16 protein-coding genes are annotated in these 16,567 nt (G+C 72.1%); 11 read left to right on the top strand and 5 right to left on the bottom strand.

Annotated features, from left to right (window positions below; all coding sequences use genetic code 11):
• Positions 1–98: 98 nt before the first annotated feature.
• Entirely contained in the window at positions 99–1,448 is a 1,350-nt protein-coding gene (locus ACFYPR_RS12385; protein ID WP_354858427.1) for a hypothetical protein, read from the bottom strand.
• 82 nt (positions 1,449–1,530) lie between these two features.
• On the opposite strand from ACFYPR_RS12385, the gene murD reads away from it, so the two are divergent.
• On the top strand, positions 1,531–2,880 hold the full coding sequence (gene murD / locus ACFYPR_RS12390; protein ID WP_387185445.1) for a UDP-N-acetylmuramoyl-L-alanine--D-glutamate ligase: 1,350 nt from the start codon (positions 1,531–1,533) through the stop codon (positions 2,878–2,880).
• Between the two features lie 19 nt (positions 2,881–2,899).
• Here murD and ACFYPR_RS12395 read toward each other — a convergent pair whose 3' ends face one another.
• Entirely contained in the window at positions 2,900–3,868 is a 969-nt protein-coding gene (locus tag ACFYPR_RS12395; RefSeq protein ID WP_354858423.1) for a hypothetical protein, read from the bottom strand.
• Between the two features lie 88 nt (positions 3,869–3,956).
• On the opposite strand from ACFYPR_RS12395, the gene ACFYPR_RS12400 reads away from it, so the two are divergent.
• Together ACFYPR_RS12400 and ACFYPR_RS12405 are read left to right on the top strand one after the other, a co-directional pair.
• Entirely contained in the window at positions 3,957–4,829 is an 873-nt protein-coding gene (locus tag ACFYPR_RS12400) for a hypothetical protein (protein WP_355067152.1), read from the top strand.
• 19 nt (positions 4,830–4,848) lie between these two features.
• Positions 4,849–5,772, top strand: a complete 924-nt coding sequence (locus ACFYPR_RS12405; protein ID WP_387259819.1) for a hypothetical protein — start codon at positions 4,849–4,851, stop codon at positions 5,770–5,772.
• Here the strand turns inward: ACFYPR_RS12405 and ACFYPR_RS12410 are convergent.
• Complete coding sequence (locus tag ACFYPR_RS12410) at positions 5,756–6,538, bottom strand: glutamate cyclase domain-containing protein (RefSeq protein ID WP_387259822.1); 783 nt, start codon at positions 6,536–6,538, stop codon at positions 5,756–5,758. The two genes, ACFYPR_RS12405 and ACFYPR_RS12410, sit on opposite strands and share 17 nt — an antisense overlap.
• Here ACFYPR_RS12410 and ACFYPR_RS12415 point away from each other — a divergent pair.
• Positions 6,537–7,835, top strand: coding sequence for an aspartate aminotransferase family protein (locus tag ACFYPR_RS12415; RefSeq protein ID WP_355067155.1), 1,299 nt, complete (start codon positions 6,537–6,539; stop codon positions 7,833–7,835). The two genes, ACFYPR_RS12410 and ACFYPR_RS12415, sit on opposite strands and share 2 nt — an antisense overlap.
• On the top strand, positions 7,832–9,319 hold the full coding sequence (locus tag ACFYPR_RS12420; protein WP_387259826.1) for a CoA-acylating methylmalonate-semialdehyde dehydrogenase: 1,488 nt from the start codon (positions 7,832–7,834) through the stop codon (positions 9,317–9,319). The genes ACFYPR_RS12415 and ACFYPR_RS12420 overlap by 4 nt, the downstream gene beginning before the upstream one ends.
• On the opposite strand, the gene ACFYPR_RS12425 is transcribed toward ACFYPR_RS12420, so the two are convergent.
• Positions 9,291–10,748: an acyltransferase gene (locus ACFYPR_RS12425; protein ID WP_355139392.1), complete on the bottom strand. Its 1,458-nt coding sequence runs from the start codon at positions 10,746–10,748 to the stop codon at positions 9,291–9,293. The two genes, ACFYPR_RS12420 and ACFYPR_RS12425, sit on opposite strands and share 29 nt — an antisense overlap.
• 191 nt (positions 10,749–10,939) lie before the next feature.
• Here ACFYPR_RS12425 and ngcE point away from each other — a divergent pair, with 191 nt between their 5' ends.
• Genes ngcE through ACFYPR_RS12455 form a run of 6 tightly spaced genes read left to right on the top strand, consistent with a single transcriptional unit; the run spans position 10,940 to position 15,367 of the window.
• Positions 10,940–12,352: an N-acetylglucosamine/diacetylchitobiose ABC transporter substrate-binding protein gene (ngcE, locus tag ACFYPR_RS12430; RefSeq protein WP_387259829.1), complete on the top strand. Its 1,413-nt coding sequence runs from the start codon at positions 10,940–10,942 to the stop codon at positions 12,350–12,352.
• A 59-nt stretch (positions 12,353–12,411) separates the two neighbouring features.
• Entirely contained in the window at positions 12,412–13,320 is a 909-nt protein-coding gene (locus ACFYPR_RS12435) for a carbohydrate ABC transporter permease (protein WP_387259832.1), read from the top strand.
• Positions 13,317–14,216 carry a carbohydrate ABC transporter permease gene (locus ACFYPR_RS12440; RefSeq protein ID WP_355067159.1) on the top strand — a complete coding sequence of 300 codons (900 nt, stop codon included), beginning with the start codon at positions 13,317–13,319 and terminating at the stop codon, positions 14,214–14,216. The genes ACFYPR_RS12435 and ACFYPR_RS12440 overlap by 4 nt, the downstream gene beginning before the upstream one ends.
• 45 nt (positions 14,217–14,261) lie before the next feature.
• The gene (locus tag ACFYPR_RS12445; protein WP_354858399.1) at positions 14,262–14,639 is read left to right on the top strand and encodes a glyoxalase superfamily protein; all 378 of its coding nucleotides are present in this window, start codon (positions 14,262–14,264) and stop codon (positions 14,637–14,639) included.
• Positions 14,632–14,952 carry a metalloregulator ArsR/SmtB family transcription factor gene (locus tag ACFYPR_RS12450; protein ID WP_354858396.1) on the top strand — a complete coding sequence of 107 codons (321 nt, stop codon included), beginning with the start codon at positions 14,632–14,634 and terminating at the stop codon, positions 14,950–14,952. Before ACFYPR_RS12445 ends, ACFYPR_RS12450 begins: the two co-directional genes overlap by 8 nt.
• Positions 14,945–15,367 carry an SRPBCC domain-containing protein gene (locus ACFYPR_RS12455; RefSeq protein ID WP_354858394.1) on the top strand — a complete coding sequence of 141 codons (423 nt, stop codon included), beginning with the start codon at positions 14,945–14,947 and terminating at the stop codon, positions 15,365–15,367. Before ACFYPR_RS12450 ends, ACFYPR_RS12455 begins: the two co-directional genes overlap by 8 nt.
• Positions 15,368–15,566: 199 nt before the next feature.
• Here the strand turns inward: ACFYPR_RS12455 and ACFYPR_RS12460 are convergent, their stop codons facing one another.
• Entirely contained in the window at positions 15,567–16,553 is a 987-nt protein-coding gene (locus ACFYPR_RS12460) for an N-acetylglucosamine kinase (protein WP_387259835.1), read from the bottom strand.
• Between the last annotated feature and the right edge of the window lie 14 nt (positions 16,554–16,567).

Raw genomic sequence — 16,567 nt, forward strand, 5'->3', positions numbered from 1 at the left:
TTGATCATGAAGTTATTGCCAAGACACGCCGATGAGAGTGGCAATAACTTCATGATCAACGGGGGTAGGAGCAGGGGGGCAGGGGGAGGGGGAGGGGGTTAGGACAGGGAGGTTAGGGCTTTTGCGTAGGTTGGGGGGATGTGGTTGGGGCCGCCGGGAGTGAAGACGTCCGACGTCGCCACCGCGGACCAGGCCGTTTCCGGTACGGCTTCGACCAGTGCCTTGATCACTGGGGCGTCGCGCCACTGGTCCTGTTCGGCGAGCAGGCCGAGAGCCACCACCGACTCCTCGACCTCGCCCACGCACTCGAACGGCTTGTGCCCGTCCACGCCCAGCAGCTCCCGGTAGCCGGGGATCTGCTCCGGGTCGGCCAGCAGGTCGCCGCCGAAGATGTGGGTGACCCGCTCGCGGGGCATGAACGGCGCCATCGCGAGGAAGACGAACCGGCACTTCGGGCAGTCCCGGCACCAGCGCTCGGACGCGTCGCGCAGCTTGAACGCCTGGTTGCAGCTCGTCACCACGTCGTCGTACCGGGTGAACTCGGCGAACAGCCGGGCGATGTGCAGCTCGGACAGCGAACGCAGCAGCGAGAAGTACGGTTCGGTCAGGCCGGCGTGCTCGGCCAGCGCCCCCCGCAGCAGCCCTTCGGCCTCGACGCCCTTGGACCACTGGTGGTTGATCTCGTGGCCGTTCCAGACCAGGTTCGGGTCGGACGCCGAGCGCTCGTTGGACATCACCACCGGGCCGAGCCCGTGCAGCACCGCCGTCGCCACTGCGATCAGCGAGTTGATGGCGGTGACCGGGATGTGCCCGTTCAGCGCGCCCGCCGCGTTCAGGTCGAACAGCACCGGGTCGATGCGCCGGCGGGCCGCGAGGGGGGTCAGCCCGGACGCCTCGTTGACCGAGACGATCACGTGGTTCGGGTTGACCGAGAACGGCACCGGGTCCAGCTCGGCGCGGCGCAGCGCCTCCAAGCTCACGATCGAGTCCTTGCCGCCGCCGACGGCGGAGAGGGGGCGACGATCGGAGTTGTCGTAGACGCGCGGCGACTCCGGTGAGCCGGCCGGCACCTGCGGGCGCACCTCGAGCACGTGCGGCAACTGGTTGCGGTACGCGTACTCCGCGAGGCCCTTGGTGTAGACGGCCGTGACGTAGTCGACGGTGGCCGCGCCCAGCGGCGCCGGCAGCACCAGCCGGGGCGGCGCGGCGACCTTGTAGTAGCTCACACCGGCGACGAGGTGCAGCACCTCCAGCACCCGGCCGAGGGTGGCCACGGTCTCGTCCGACGGCGGCTGCGCCGGCAACGGAAGGGTGATCACCTCGGTGAACCGTTGCTCACCGGCCGGGCCGGTCAGCGCGTAGTCGAACAACACCTCGCCGGTGGCGAAGTCGATCGAGTAGGACGGGAAGGTGAAGGCGTCCATCCGCCGGAGCTGCTCGTTGGGCACACGCCATACTAGGCCCTGGTTCGTCCGGCCGTGTCCGGACCGGCCCCCGCCCTGCCGCCGCCGTGACCCCGAGGAGAGCCCAGTGCGCCTGTCTGACCTGCGCGGACGTACCGTCGCCGTCTGGGGGACCGGCCGGGAGGGCCGGGCAGCTGTGACCGCGATCGCCGCGCACGGCCCCGCCGAGCTGGTCGCCGTCGACGACAGCGCCAACTTCCTGTCACTGCCCTGGGACGGGCCGCTGGCCGAGGCGGCCCCGCTGGTCACCGGCGAGGCGGGCTTCGCCCGGCTGGCCGCCGCCGACGTGGTGGTCCGCTCGCCCGGCGTGCCGCAGACCCATCCCTGGCTGGTCGAGCTGCGCCGACGCGGCGTGCCGGTCACCCAGGGCACCGCCCTGTGGATGGCCGACCACGCCGCGCGCACCGTCGGGGTGACCGGCAGCAAGGGCAAGAGCACCACCTCCAGCCTGATCAGCCACCTGCTCACCGCGATGGGCCGCCCGAACGTCTTCGGCGGCAACATCGGGGTGCCGACCCTCGACCTGCCCGACGCGGAGCTGTACGTGCTGGAGCTGTCGAGCTACCAGTGCAGCGACCTCACCGACTCGCCCCGGGTGGCCGTGGTCACCGCGCTGTTCCCCGAGCACCTGGACGCGCACGGCGGGGAGCGGGAGTACTACCGCGACAAGCTCAACCTGCTCGCCCACGATCCGCAGACGATCGTGGTCAACGGCGCCGACCCACGGCTCGCCGCCGAGCTGGGGGAGCTGCCGGCGGTGCGGGCCGGCCGCCCCGACACCACCAACGTCGCCACCGGCGCGGACGGCACCCCCTGGTTCCACCTCAGCGACCAGCCGCTCTTCCCCCGCGCCGTGCTGCCGCTGGTGGGCCGGCACAACGAGGGCAACCTGTGCGTCGCCCTCGCCGTGCTCGACGCGCTCGGCATCGACGTGGTGGCCGCCAAGGACCACCTGGCCGTCGCGGTGGCCGAGTTCCAGGGGCTGGCCCACCGGCTCACCGAGATCACCGACCCGTCCGGCCTGACCTTCGTCGACGACACCCTGGCCACCAGCCCGTACGCGGCCATGCACGCCATCGACGCGTACGACGGGCGACCGTTGACGGTGATCGTCGGCGGCACCGACCGAGGGCTGGACTACACGCCGCTGGCCGAGCACCTCGCCGAGCGGGAACTGACCGTGATCGGCATCCCGGACAGCGGCGCCCGCATCGTCGCGGCGCTCGACGGCCTGCCCAAGGTGCGGACGGAGCTGGTCGACGACCTGGTGGACGCGGTCCGGCTGTCCCGGGAGGTGACCCCGGCCGGCGGGGTGGTGCTGCTGTCCCCGGCCGCCCCGAGCTACGGCCGGTTCCGCAACTTCGAGCACCGCTCCGAGGTCTTCGCCCAGGCCGTCGCCGACACCGCCGGGGCGTAGGGCCCGGCGGATCGTCGGGTCACCGCCGGGCGACCTGGTGGTGCAGGGCGCGCAACGAGCGGATGGCCGAGCGGATCTCCTGCAGGTACCGCCCGGGGGTGAGGGTCTGCTCGGGCAGTACTGCCAGGTCGGCCAGCGTCGGGTCCACCCCGACGGTCTCGATGGCGCAGCCGTACGGCACGGCCAGGGTGCGTAGCGCGTCGCAGTGCTGGAACGGCACGTAGATCGGCGCGGTGACCATCAGCGCCTCGTCACCCGGGGCGAGCCGGACGTGTCCGGCCCAGAACCGCTGGGTGTCGGCGGTGTGGGCGCGTCGCCGGTCGGGTTCGCTGGACGGCGCGGCCAGCACCCGTACCGGTGGCAGGCCCGTCGGCCGGTAGGTCCGCGACGACCAGGAGTGGTGGGGGTGGCCGGCGTCGACGCCGTCCTGCTCGGTCGGGGCGGTCACCCCGAACACCTGCCGGACCGCCGTGTCCAGCACGTCCACCTCGGTCTCGTCCGGGGGCAGGCCCGCGTCGGCGAGGGTGGCGCGTTCCCACTCGGACAGTGGTCGGAAGCTGCCCAGCACGGCGACCTCGCCGGTCACCCGCAGGCCGGCGCGCAGCAGGTGCGCGGCGTACGCGACGCGACGCACGCAGGCGTGCGCCAGGCCGCCCAGCACGACCAGGTGGGCGTACGCCGGGCGGGCCGGCGGCACCGTACGCGCCATGCCGAGCGCGGCGGCCGCGTCGAGGACCAGCCTGGACGTGAGCGCGTCGAGGGTCGGCTCCCGCGCGTCCGGGCGTTCGCGCCCCTGCCGGAAGTCCCAGTGCCGGGCGGAGAAGTCGTCGAGGAACCGCAGCACGTCGGCGAGGTCGCCGGTCGGCCAGTCGCCGCCGAAGTGCCGGACCAGGCCGCGGAGCGCAGTGGAGTCGACCCAGGCCCGGACGTCCGCCGTGATCTGCTCGGCGACCGTGTCGGTCGACGGGGCCGCATCCGCGCTCTGCACGTGCCGGATGCTACCGCTCCGGTCCGGCGGGGCCGGCGGGTTGTGGCTGGCGTCTACCCTGGCGGCACCGGCGGATTGGGGGAGTTCGATGGTCCGTGACGTGGCCCGTCGGCGGCCCCGGGAGCGCGGCGGCGCCTCCGACGGCTTCGCGCGTCTGGTGGCGCACACCGACCCGGTGGCGTTGGTCGGCATCACGTTGTCGATCACCCTCAGCGTCATGCTCGACCTCACCAACGCCGCCTCCGGGGTGGAGTCGCTGCTGGCCGGCCTGATGGGCATCACCATCTCGCTGCTGGTGGACTCGCTGGCCCGCGCGGAGCGCCGGTTTCACCTGCGGACGTTGCTGGACGGTCCGCCGTGGCTCGTCCACACCACCACTGAGCTGGCCGCGGCCATGCGGGAGGCGGCCGAGCAGCACGCGGGCACGCGGGTCGCGGCCGAGGCGCAGCGGCGCTACGAGCAGTTCCGGCTGGAGGCCGAGCAGCTCGCGCAGGGGCGGATCATCCGCCGCGGCGACGAGGACGAGGACCTGGTCGGTGCGACCCGCGGCTGCGTGCACCGGCTCGACGCGCTGACGAACGTGATGCCCCGGGTGAGCGGGGAGCTGAGCTGGTGGCGCAGCGAGATCGGCCGACGGTACTGGGAGGCGAACGTCGCGGCCCTGCAACGGGGCGTCCGGATCACCCGGGTCTTCGTCTACGCCACGCTGACCGACGAGCTGTCCGCGCTCGTGCAGCGGCAGCGCGCGGCCGGGGCGCGGGTGGGTCTGCTGCCCTTCGGTGTGGTCAGTCCACAGCTCCTCGTCAATCTGACAGTCTGGGACGGGTCGAGCTGCTGGGAGGCCCGGATGACCGCGCACGGCGAGATCGGCGAGAACCAGTTCTCGGTGAACCGGACGGACGTCGAGCGCCTCACCCGCGTGTTCGACGTCTGCGTGAACGCCGCGACCTTCCAGGACTGACGGCCGAGACGGGGAAGCCATGACGCTGAGTGCGGTCCTGCTGGTGACGGCCGTGGTCTGGGCGGTCAGCGTGATCCGCTCGGTCCGGCTCCGGGCGCTGGTCTACAGCCTTCCGTTGCCGATGACGCTCGCCCTGGTCAGCACGCCGTACGGGGTGGGCGGTGCGCAGGTGCTCGGCGTGCTCGGGCTCAACCTCTTCTTCGTCACCGTGGCGGTCACCCATCAGCGGCTGCGCTGGCCCATCCTGCTCGCCGACGGCGCGGGGATCGCTGTCTACGTGGCGCTGAGCGCAGGTCTGTTGGCCGTCGACATCCCGTTCGAGGAGGCCCTCGGCGCCACGCTCGTGCTCTGGCTGGCGGCCATGCTCCTGCTGCGCCGTCGCGCCCGTACGCGGGTCGCCTCAGCAACCGCTGCCGGCGGAGCGGACGCTGCCGCTGCCGGCGAAGCGGACGCTGCCGCTGCCGGCGAAGCGGACGCTGCCGCTGCCGGCGACGCGGACTCCCGCGCGGAGACGCCGGCCGAAGGTCGTCCGGACGGTCTGCCGGCGCTGCTCAAGTTGCTGGTCATCTTCGTCGGGGCGATCCTCACCGCGGTGCTCGGCGCGGTGTTGCGCGGCATGGTGGTGACCTTCCCGTACTCGGGGGTGCTGGTCGCCGTCGAGGCTCGCCGTCAGTTGGTCGAGTTCAGCGGGCACTTCGCGCGCAACAGCCTCGCGCTGGTCGGTTTCCTCACCGCGTACCACTACCTGCAGGACGTCTCGTCGGCCGTCGCGGTGGGCAGCGGCTGGGCGGCCTTCGCGGTGGTCGCCACCGCCCTGCACCTGCCGCTGCGCCGCCACGGAGACGCCCGGGCCAGTCCACCGAGACGCGTGTCGAGACCGCTGCGGCCGGCGGCCGAGCCAGCCAGCCACCGTGCGGTGAGCCCGCCTAGCGGGCGCTCCTGACCAGGTCCGCGATCTGGGCGAGCGGTTCGGCGTACGCGGGCCAGTCGAGTCCGTCGACGCTGCGCGTGGGGCGGCGGCGTACCCCGTCCACCGCGCCCGCCGAGACGATCGCGGTCAGCAGGTCGGACGACCACGCGGGCTCCAGCAGCGTACGAAGCTCGGGCACCTCGGGGCGCAGCAGCGACAGCGCGCCGACGAGGGCTGCGGCGGCCCAGTTGGAGGTGCCGCCGACGAGCAGCGCGTCCGCGCCGACCACGCACCGGATCCGCTCGCCCGAGGCGACCACCCGGCCGACGAGTTCCGCCGGCAGGAGGCCCATCCCCAGTTCGTTGCCGCCGTCGCCGATGCCGATCCGAAACGCCGATCCGGCGTGGTAGAGCCGGTCCAGGGGGGCCGTGTGCGCGCCGATGTCCTCGCCGCGCATGTTGCGGGGTCGACCGTCCATCCCGGGCCCGACCCGTTCGCAGGCGATGAGGTGCGTCAGGCGGCCGTAGCGGGGCAGGAGGGCGTCGGCCCACTCGTCGCCGCGTGCCTCCCCGGCGACAGTGGACGGACTCAGGGTAACGGGGCCCGGCGAGGCTGCGGATCGAGTGGCGGTAGGCCGCTGACGCCGCGCGAAACAGCGGTGAAATGGCGGCATTGTCTCGGAAACCGTTGACGTGCTGTCAGGCCGGAACGGCCTTGCGCTACACCCTGACAGTTGTCCGCGCGGGCCGGCGGTGGGAGCGTGCGGTATCCACGAACGCCGCTGAAGGGTTGCCACCATGACCGACGACCTGCTGGCCCGCCACCGGGCCGTGCTCCCGTCCTGGATGCCCCTCTACTACGACGAGCCGATCGAGCTGGTCTCCGGCTCGGGCCGCCGGGTCACCGACGCGCAGGGCCGCACCTACCTGGACTTCTTCGGCGGCGTGCTGACCAACATGATCGGGTACGACATCCCGGAGATCCGGGAGGCGGTCGAGCGGCAGCTCGCCACCGGCATCGTGCACACCTCGACGCTCTACCTGATCCGCCAGCAGGTGGAGCTGGCCGAGAAGATCGCCCAGCGCTCCGGCATTCCGGACGCCCGGGTGTTCTTCACCAACTCCGGCACCGAGGCGAACGAGGCGGCGCTGCTGGTAGCCACCAACTACCGCCGCTCGCACCAGGTCCTGGCGGTGCGCAACAGCTACCACGGCCGGTCGTACGCGGCGATGGGTGTCACCGGCAACCGTAACTGGTCGGCCAGCGGCCTCAACCCGCTCCAGGTGGCCTGGCTGCACTCGGGTGACCGGGTGCGCGGTCTGCTGGCCCGGCTCAGCGCCGAGGAGCAGGTCGACGCGGCGGTGGAGGACCTGCGCGAGGTGCTGGCCACCCAGACCGCCGGTGACGTGGCCGCGCTGATCGCCGAGCCGATCCAGGGCGTGGGCGGTTTCGTGCACCCGCCGGACGGGCTCTTCGCCGGCTGGAAGAAGGTCCTCGACGAGCACGGCATCCTGTTCATCGCCGACGAGGTGCAGACCGGCTGGGGGCGTACCGGGGAGCACTTCTGGGGTTACCAGGCGCACGGCGTCACCCCGGACCTGCTCACCTTCGCCAAGGGTGTCGGCAACGGGTTCGCTCTCGCCGGGGTGGTCGGCCGGGCCGAGGTGCTCCAGGCGGTGCCGGGGATCAGCTTCTCCACCTTCGGCGGCAACCCGATCTCGACGGCGGCCGGCAACGCGGTGCTCGACTACCTCCTCGCGCACGACCTCCAGGCCAACGCGGCCCGCGTCGGCGCGATCCTCGCCGATGGCCTGCGGTCCGCGGTGGGCGGTCTCGACTGCGTCGCCGAGGTACGCGGAAAGGGGCTGATGCTCGGCGTCGAGTTCGTCCGGCCGGGCGGCAGCGAGCCGGATCCGGTGCTGACCAACCGGGTCTTCGAAGCCGCTCGGGACGGTGGCCTGCTGGCCGGCAAGGGCGGTCTGTACGGCAACGTGCTGCGGATGGGACCGCCGTTGACGTTGACCGAGGAGGAGGCCCGCGAGGGCCTGGCGATCCTGGTCGACGCGATCCGTTCGTCGGCGGAGGTGGCGGCATGAGCATCGGCCACTTCGTCGACGGCAAGCGGGTCGGCGGCACATCCGAGCGACGCGGTGACGTGTTCGACCCGGCGACGGGTCGGCGTACCGCCGAGGTGGAGCTGGCCTCGACCGCGGACGTCGACGTCGCGGTGCGGTCCGCCGCCCGCGCGGCCCGCGACTGGCGCGACGCGTCGCTGGCGAAGCGGTCGACCGTGCTGTTCGCGTTCCGCGAGCTGGTGCACGCGCGGCGGGACCGGCTCGCCGAGGTGATCACCGCCGAGCACGGCAAGGTGCTCGGCGACGCCGCCGGCGAGGTGCAGCGCGGCCTGGAGGTCATCGAGTACGCCTGCGGCCTGCCGTCGGCGCTGCGCGGCGCGTTCAGCGAGAACGTCTCCACCGAGGTCGACTCGTACACCATCCGGCAGCCGCTCGGGGTGGTCGCGGTGATCTCCCCGTTCAACTTCCCGGTGATGGTGCCGCTGTGGTTCGTGCCGGTGGCCGTGGCCTGCGGCAACGCGGTGGTGCTGAAGCCGAGCGAGAAGGACCCGAGCGCGGCGCTGCTGCTGGCCGAGTGGTTCGCCGAGGCGGGCCTGCCGGACGGGGTGCTCAACGTGGTCAACGGCGACGCCGAGGCGGTCGACGCGTTGCTGGAGCACCCGGAGGTGCGGGCGGTGTCGTTCGTCGGCTCCACCCCGATCGCCCGGTACGTCTACCAACGCGGCACGGCCGCCGGCAAGCGGGTGCAGGCGCTCGGTGGGGCGAAGAACCACATGGTGGTGCTCCCCGACGCCGACCTGGACCTGGCTGCCGACGCGGCGGTCAACGCCGGGTTCGGCTCGGCGGGGGAGCGGTGCATGGCCATCTCGGTGCTGGTGGCGGTGGAGCCGGTGGCGGACGCGCTCGTCGAGCGGATCGCCGCCCGGGTGACCGGGCTGCGCACCGGCGACGGCCGACGGGGCTGCGACATGGGTCCGTTGGTCACGGCCGCGCACGCGGCGAAGGTGCGCTCCTACGTGGACGCCGGGGTGACCGCCGGCGCGGTGCCGGTGGTGGACGGGCGGGACGTGACGCCGGACGGCCACCCGGACGGCTTCTGGCTCGGCCCGACCCTGTTCGACCGGGTGACCCCGGACATGTCGATCTACACCGACGAGATCTTCGGGCCGGTGCTCAGCGTGGTTCGGGTCGGCTCGTACGACGAGGCGGTGGAGCTGGTCAACGCCAGCCCGTACGGCAACGGCACGGCGATCTTCACCAACGACGGCGGCGCGGCCCGGCGCTACCAGCACGAGGTGGAGGTCGGCATGGTGGGGATCAACGTGCCGATCCCGGTGCCGATGGCGTACCACTCGTTCGGCGGCTGGAAGTCGTCGCTCTTCGGCGACCTGCACGCGCACGGCGAGGACGGGGTGCGGTTCTTCACCCGGGGCAAGGTGGTCACCAGCCGGTGGCTGGACCCGCGCCACGGTGGGGTCAACCTCGGGTTCCCCACCCAGACCTGAGCAACCGCAGGACGCCCGCCCCGGCCAGGTACGCCAGCAGCGCCGCGACGGGTGTGCCGAAGGGTTCCCGGGCGTGCGGCGAGGTCGTGCTGTTGATCAGCAGCGCGACCACCACGGCGATGTACCCGGCCACGGTCAGCGCCGCGCGGGCCGTGGTGCTGCGGCCAACCCGCCGTGCGGTGCGGTGCCGGGCGCTGCGCGCCTCGACCGGGCCGAAGATCGCGACCAGCACCGCCAGGACGGCCGCGAGCAGCAGCAGCCAGGGGACTCGCCACGCCCACCAGGCGCCTGAACCGGCGGCCGGAGTGGGCAGCGTCCCGGTCGTGTCGAGCAGCCCGATGAGCAGGATCGCGGCGGTCAGGTGCCAGAGGAAGATGGTCAGCACCACCAGGTTGACCCCGATCACCAGCTGCCACGGGCCGGTGCGGCGCAGCAGGCGTTCCGCTGGCCGGCGCAGCAGCAGGATCAGGCCGAGCTGGGCGGTGGCGACGGCCAGCAACGCGAGGCTGGGCGGGCTGAGGTTGTCCAGGCGCTCGCCGGGCACGTGCAGCATCGCCACCGGCCACGGGCCGGGCCCGGTGAGCAGCAGCAGAGCGGCCAGCCCGCTGGTCAGGAACACCAGCCCGGCCCGCCGGGAGGTGGGCAGCCGCCGCCGGCGTACCCCCGGGTGGTCGGGAGCCGACGGCCCGCCGGCGTCGTCGGCGGCGGCTGACGGTGGCGCGGTCTCGGTGGTCGGCGGCGCTGCGGGCGTGGTCTCGGTGGCGGTCGGCGGGGTGGCGCGGGTGTCGTACCAGGCGAAGCCGAGCTGGTGTATGGCCAGCCAGCCGAACAGGTAGCTGCCGTAGCTCAGCTCCACCGACCCGGTCAGCCGGGCCAGGTCCCCGAGGCCCACCAGGGCGACCAGCACCAGCGGGACGGCCAGGCCGAGACGGCGGTGCAGCGCGTACATGGCTGGGGTGAGCACGACGACCGCCAGGTAGGCGATCAGGAACCACAGGGGGATGGTGGCGAACCAGACCACCTCGCGAATTCGGGTCGGGTCGACGCCGCGCAGCCGGGCCACCGCCGCCGCCCCGGTGAGCACGAGCAGCAGCGCGCTCGTGGGGCGGACCAGTCGGGCACTGCGGTCGAGCAGCCAGTCCGCCGCATTGCCACCCCGGGCGCGCAGCCGGGTCAGCGAGGCCGCGTTGGCGTAGCCACCGACCAGGAAGAACACGGGCATCACCTGGGCCACCCAGGTCAGCGGGTACGCCCAGCGCAGGTCGCCGAGCGCGGAGTGCCCGGTGGGTTGGCCGGAGGCGTCCCGCCCGATCACCGTGACGCCCCAGTGTCCGAGAACGACCATGGTGATAGCGAGTGCACGGAGTAGATCGACGTACCGCTCCCGTCCGGCCGGGGTGCGGTCGGCGAGGTCGCGCAGACGGCGCATCACCTCAGGCTAGGCGACCGACGGCGGCCGGTGGTGATAACGGTTCGACAGTCAGGACTTGAAGTCCGGGCCGGCCTGTCGTAGAAATTCTTCAGCAGCAACGCGTTAACTGAAGAGAATCGACGTGCCTCGCGCGGCGGACGCCTCCCCCCACTTCCGGCGATCCGCCCGACCCGACCCGAGGAGATCTGATGAACAGGCGTGACATCCTGCGGCGCAGCGCCGCCGCCGGCCTGCTGGCCACCCCCGCCGCCGGTCTGCTGAGCGGTTGTGCGACCGGCGGCGGTGACAAGGGCGATGCCGAGACCTACCAGGGCACCAAGAGCGCCGAGAACCCGCTCGGCGTGAAAGAGGACGCCCCGCTCGAGGTGGTGATCTTCGGCGGCGGGTTCGGTGAGGAGTACGCCAAGGCCCACGAGGCCATGTACACCGAGAAGTACCCGAAGGCGAAGATCAAGCACTCCGCCACCCAGGAGATCAGCAAGACCCTTCAGCCGCGCTTCGTCGACGGCACGCCACCCGACGTGGTCAACAACTCCGGCGCCAGCCAGATCGACTTCAACGGCCTGGTCAGCCAGAACGCCATCGCCGACCTGGGCGAGCTGCTCGCCGCGCCGAGCCTCGACGTGCCCGGCAAGACCGTCAAGGACACCCTGCTGCCCGGCGCGGTGGAGGTCGGCTCGTACGACGGCACGTTCCTGGTGCTCAACTACACCTACACCGCCTACGGCATCTGGTACTCCGAGAAGCTGTTCACCGAACGCAAGTGGGAGTACGCCAAGACCTGGGACGACCACATCGCGCAGTGCAAGCAGATCAAGGCGGCCGGCATCGCCCCCTGGACGTACGCGGGCCTGCACCCGCGCTACATGAGCTGGCCGCTGATCGCCACCGCGATCAAGCTCGGCGGGCCGTCGGTGGCGACCGCGATCGACAACCTGGAGCCGAACGCCTGGAAGTCCGACTCGATGCGGACCGCCGCCGACGCGTGGCACCAGATCGTCAAGGACAAGTTCATCCTGGAGGGCTCGCCCGGCCTGGACCACAAGCAGTCGCAGACCGCCTGGTGCCAGGGCAAGGCCGCCTTCATCTCCTGCGGTTCCTGGTTGGAGAGCGAGCAGAAGGACGTCACCCCGGCCGGGTTCAACATGACCATCGCGCCCACCCCCAGCCTGGGCAGCGGCGACAAGCTGCCGTTCGAGGCGATCCGGGGCACCGCGGGCGAGCCGTTCATGGTGCCGGCCAAGGCCCGCAACGTCGCCGGTGGTCTGGAGTACTTCCGAACCATGCTGTCGCGCAGGGGCGCGCAAGACTTCACGAAGAAGGTCGCCAGCCTCACCGTGGTCGCCGGCGCCACCGAGGGCGTCGAGTTGCCGTACGGGCTCAAGACCGTGGTCAAGGCACTCGACGCGTCCGGGGCCAACGGCTTCAACTGGGTCTACAACAACTACTACCGCAAGCTGGAGCGCAACCTCGTCGACGCGGCGTGCGGCGAGTTCTTCAGCGGCCGGATCGGCCCGGCGGAGTTCCTCGACCAGTGCCAGAAGGGCGCCGACTCGATCGCCCAGGACAGCTCGATCAAGAAGTACAAGCGAGCGGCTTGACAGCCCGGCCGGTGGGGGCGAGCGCGCCCCCACCGGTCGCACTCCGGGAGAGGTCCACCGTGAAACATGGCAAGTGGCCGCTGATCGTCACGTTCCTGGTGCCGCCGGTGCTGCTGTACGTCTTCTTCGTCGTCTCGCCGTACCTCCAGGCGTTCCAGATCTCCACCACCGACTGGCTCGGCTACTCGGCCGACGCCAACCAGGTCGGGCTGGCGAACTTCACGGCGCTGTGGCACGACGACTACGTGTGGAACGCGCTGAAGAACAACGCGATCCTGCTGGCCCTGGTGCCCGTGCTGACCATCGGGTTCGGGCTCTTCTTCGCCACCATGCTCGCCCTGGGCGGGCGCCGGGGCCGCGCCGGAGTCACCGGGGTCCGCCGTGGCGCGTTCTACCGCACCGTGTACTTCTTCCCGCAGGTGCTCTCCGTGGTGATCATCGCGCTGCTGTTCAAGGAGGTCTACCACCCCAACAAGGGGCTGCTGACCAGCGCGCTGCACGCCGTCGGCCTGCCCGCGCCGACCTGGCTCGGCGACCCGGCGACCGCCTTCTGGTGTGTGCTGGCGGTGATGGTGTGGAGCAACGTCGGCTTCTACGTCGTCCTGTTCGGCGCCGCGATGTCGGCCGTGCCGAAGGAGATCTACGAGGCGGTGCTGCTCGACGGCGCGTCCCGGTTCACCACGCTGCGGCGGATCACCCTGCCGCTGCTCTGGGACACCGTGCAGGTCGCCTGGGTCTACCTGGCCATCTTCGCTCTGGACGGGTTCATCCTCGTGCAGCTGATGACCAACGGTGGGCCGAACTTCTCCACCGACGTGATCGGCGTACGGATGTACGACACCGCCTTCGGCAGCGAGACCAAGTTCGGCTACGCCTCGGCGATCGGCGTGGTGATGTTCTTCCTGACCCTCTCGGTGGCGGTGCTGTCGCTGCGGGTCGGCCGGCGCGATCGGATCGAGTACTCGTGACCACACTGGATCAGCCCACTGCCGCCGTGCCGACGCCGACCCCGGGTCGGGACCGTCCCGTCCGCCGGGAATTCGGCGTCGCCAACGCCCTCTCGCACGGCTTCCTGCTGCTCTGGGGCCTGCTCACCGTCCTGCCGCTGCTGTGGATGTTCCTCAGCTCGTTCAAGACCAACGGCGAGATCCTGGCCGACCCGTGGGGGCTGCCCGCGTCGCTGAGCTGGGACAACTGGGCGCGCGCGTGGACCGGGGCGCACATCGGCCGGTACTTCCTCAACAGCCTCGTGGTGGTCACCGGCTCGGTCAGCCTCACCATGCTGATGGGCGCCGCCGCCGCGTACGTCTTCGCCCGGTACGAGTTCCGCGGCCGGCAGATCGTCTACTACCTGTTCGTCGGCGGCCTCATGTTCCCGGTGTTCCTCGCCCTGGTGCCGCTGTTCTTCGTGGTCCGCAACGCCGGCCTCTTCGGCACCTGGACGGGACTGATCCTGGTGTACGCGGCCTACTCGCTGCCGTTCACGGTGTTCTTCCTGACCGCGTTCTTCCGGACCCTGCCGACCTCGGTGGCCGAGGCGGCCATGGTCGACGGCTGCGGTCACTTCCGGCTCTTCTTCCGGGTGATGCTCCCGATGGCGCGTCCGGGACTGATCAGCGTGGCGATCTTCAACTTCCTCAGCCACTGGAACCAGTTCCTGCTGCCGCAGGTGCTGATGCAGGGCGACGAGTCCAAGTGGATGCTCGCCCAGGGGCTGTTCGCGTTGTCGGTCAGTCAGGGCTACGCGGGGGACTACGCTCGGCTCTTCGCCGGGTTGAGTATCGCGGTGCTGCCGGTGCTGGCGATCTACGTGGCCTTCCAGCGGCAGGTCCAAGCCGGCCTGACCGCGGGCCAGCTCAAGTAGGGTCTCGCTTGACCGGTAGGAAATCTCCTACCTATTGTGGTCGGCATGACCGTGACCCACGTGCAACTACTCTCCGTACCCGTCACCGACCAGGATCGGGCCCGGGACTTCTACGTCGACGTCCTCGGGTTCGACCTGGTCCGGGACAACCCGATGGGCCCCGACGGCGGGCGCTGGGTGCAGGTGGCGCCCCCGGGCGCCGCCACCGCCCTCACCCTGGTCACCTGGTTCCCGACCATGCCGCCCGGGTCCCTCAAGGGCCTGGTGCTGGAGACCGACGACCTGGACGCGGACGTCGCCCGGCTACGGGAGCGGGGGGTCGACTTCGCCAACGGGGGCATCCAGTCCGCCCCCTGGGGCCGGTACGCCACCTTCGACGACCCCGACGGCAACGGCATCGTCCTCCAGGCGACCCGTGTCTGAGTCGGCCGTCTTCGCGGCGCTGGCCAACCCGACCCGGCGTGAGCTGCTGCGGCTGCTGCGCGACGGCGGGCAGCAGCCGGTGCAGCGGCTCGCCGAGCACTTCGACATGCGCCGGCCGAGCCTGTCCGAGCACCTCAAGGTGCTCAAGGAGGCCGGCCTGGTGGTCGAGCGGCCGGTCGGACGGCAGCGGCTGTACGCGCTCCGGCCGGAGCCGCTGCAGGAGGTCGCCGACTGGCTCAGCCCGTACGAAGCGTACTGGCGCGGTCGACTCGGGGCGCTGCGCGACGTGCTGGACGAGCTTGACGATGAGTGAGCGCGGCACCATCCGGGTGGACCAGTTCCTGCCGCACCCGCCGGCCAAGGTCTGGCGAGTGCTGACCGATCCTGATCTCATCGCGCGCTGGCTGATGCGGACCGACTTCGTGCCGGTCGTCGGCCACCGGTTCACCTTTCGCACCGACCCGCGCCCCGGGTTCGACGGCATCGTGCACTGCGAGGTGCTCGACCTGGACCCGCAACGCCTGCTGTGCTGGTCCTGGCGCGGCGGATCGCTGGACACCGTGGTGACCTGGACCCTCGTCGCCGAGGGGCGCGGCACCCGGCTGTTCCTCGAACACTCCGGCTTCGACCCGGACGACCCGCTCCAGCAGCGTACCTACGCCCTGCTCGACGGCGGCTGGCGCTCGCACGTCTGGCGCCGCCTCACCACGGTCCTCGACGCCCTCTAGCCCCGCGCCCGCATCGCGCCCCGCGCGGACATGTCGCGCTCGATCCTCGAACGAGTCCCTTCGTCGCGGCGGGAGGCCACTACCTCCTGGATCGGGCGCGATCTTGCCCGTCGCAGCGACGCGTCGTCGCCGGCGCGCGTCGCGGCGAGGTGGCGTGTGGCTGGGGCGCGGTGGGCGCCGGCGGGGCGCGATGGGGTGGTCAGGGAGCGGGGAAGAGGCGGGCGTGCAGGGCGGCCGGGTCGGTCAGCTCGGGCAGTTCGCGGGCGGCGAGCCAGGCCGCGGCGGCGGCCCCGTCACCGGCGGTGCGCAGGGGCGCGGACGGCCAGCGTCGGCCGATCTCGGCGCGGACGGCGGTGGCCAGCGGGGTGTCCGCGGTGAGCAGCCCGCCGCCGAGCACGACCGGCGTCGTCGCCCCGGCGAGACGGATCCGGCCGACGCTCCCGGCGAGGTGGGTGGCGGCCTCGGCGATCAGCGCGGTGGCGACCGGTTCGCCGTCGGTCGCGGCGGTGACGACCAGTGGCGCCAGCCGGGCCAGGTCGATCGGCGGCCGGCGGGTGACCGCCTGGATCGTGGCGTCGACGGTGTCGCGGGGGCGGGGAGCGACGTCGGCGCTGCCCACCAGGTCGGTGAGCACCGCCGCGCCCAGCGTGCCCGGCGCGTGGCCGGCGTCCAGGTCGGCGAGGAGCCGGCGGACCGCCTCGCGGCCGAGCCAGAAGCCCGACCCGGCGTCGCCGAGCAGCCAGCCGTGGCCGTCGGCGGTCCGGTCGAGTCGCAGGTCGACGACCTGCGCGGTGATCGCGCCGGTGCCGGCGATGAGCACCGTCCCGTCGGGCTCGGCGGTGCCGGAGGCGTAGGCGACCAGGGCGTCGCCGTGTACGGCGTACGGGCAGCGCAGGCCGGCGTCGTGCCAGGCCCGGTCGAAGGCGGCCCGTCCGGCGGGGTCGGCGAGCAGCCGGGCTGCGCCGGCCAGCCCGATGGTGCCGGCGGCCACCCGGCTCGGGTCGACGTCGGCGAGCGCGGCGCGCAGCGCGGTCGACAGTTCGGCTGCGGCCCGTTCGGCGCCGTGGCTGGTGGGGTTGCCGCCGCCGGCTCGGCCGGTGCCGAGGCGTTCGCCGGCGAGGGTCAGGGCGGTCGCCCGGGTGGACGTACCCCCGACGTCGAGACCGACCACGACGGTGTCGGACATCGGCACGGGCCTCC

It is taken from the genome of Micromonospora sp. NPDC005254, assembly GCF_042872525.1.
GTDB lineage: Bacteria > Actinomycetota > Actinomycetes > Mycobacteriales > Micromonosporaceae > Micromonospora.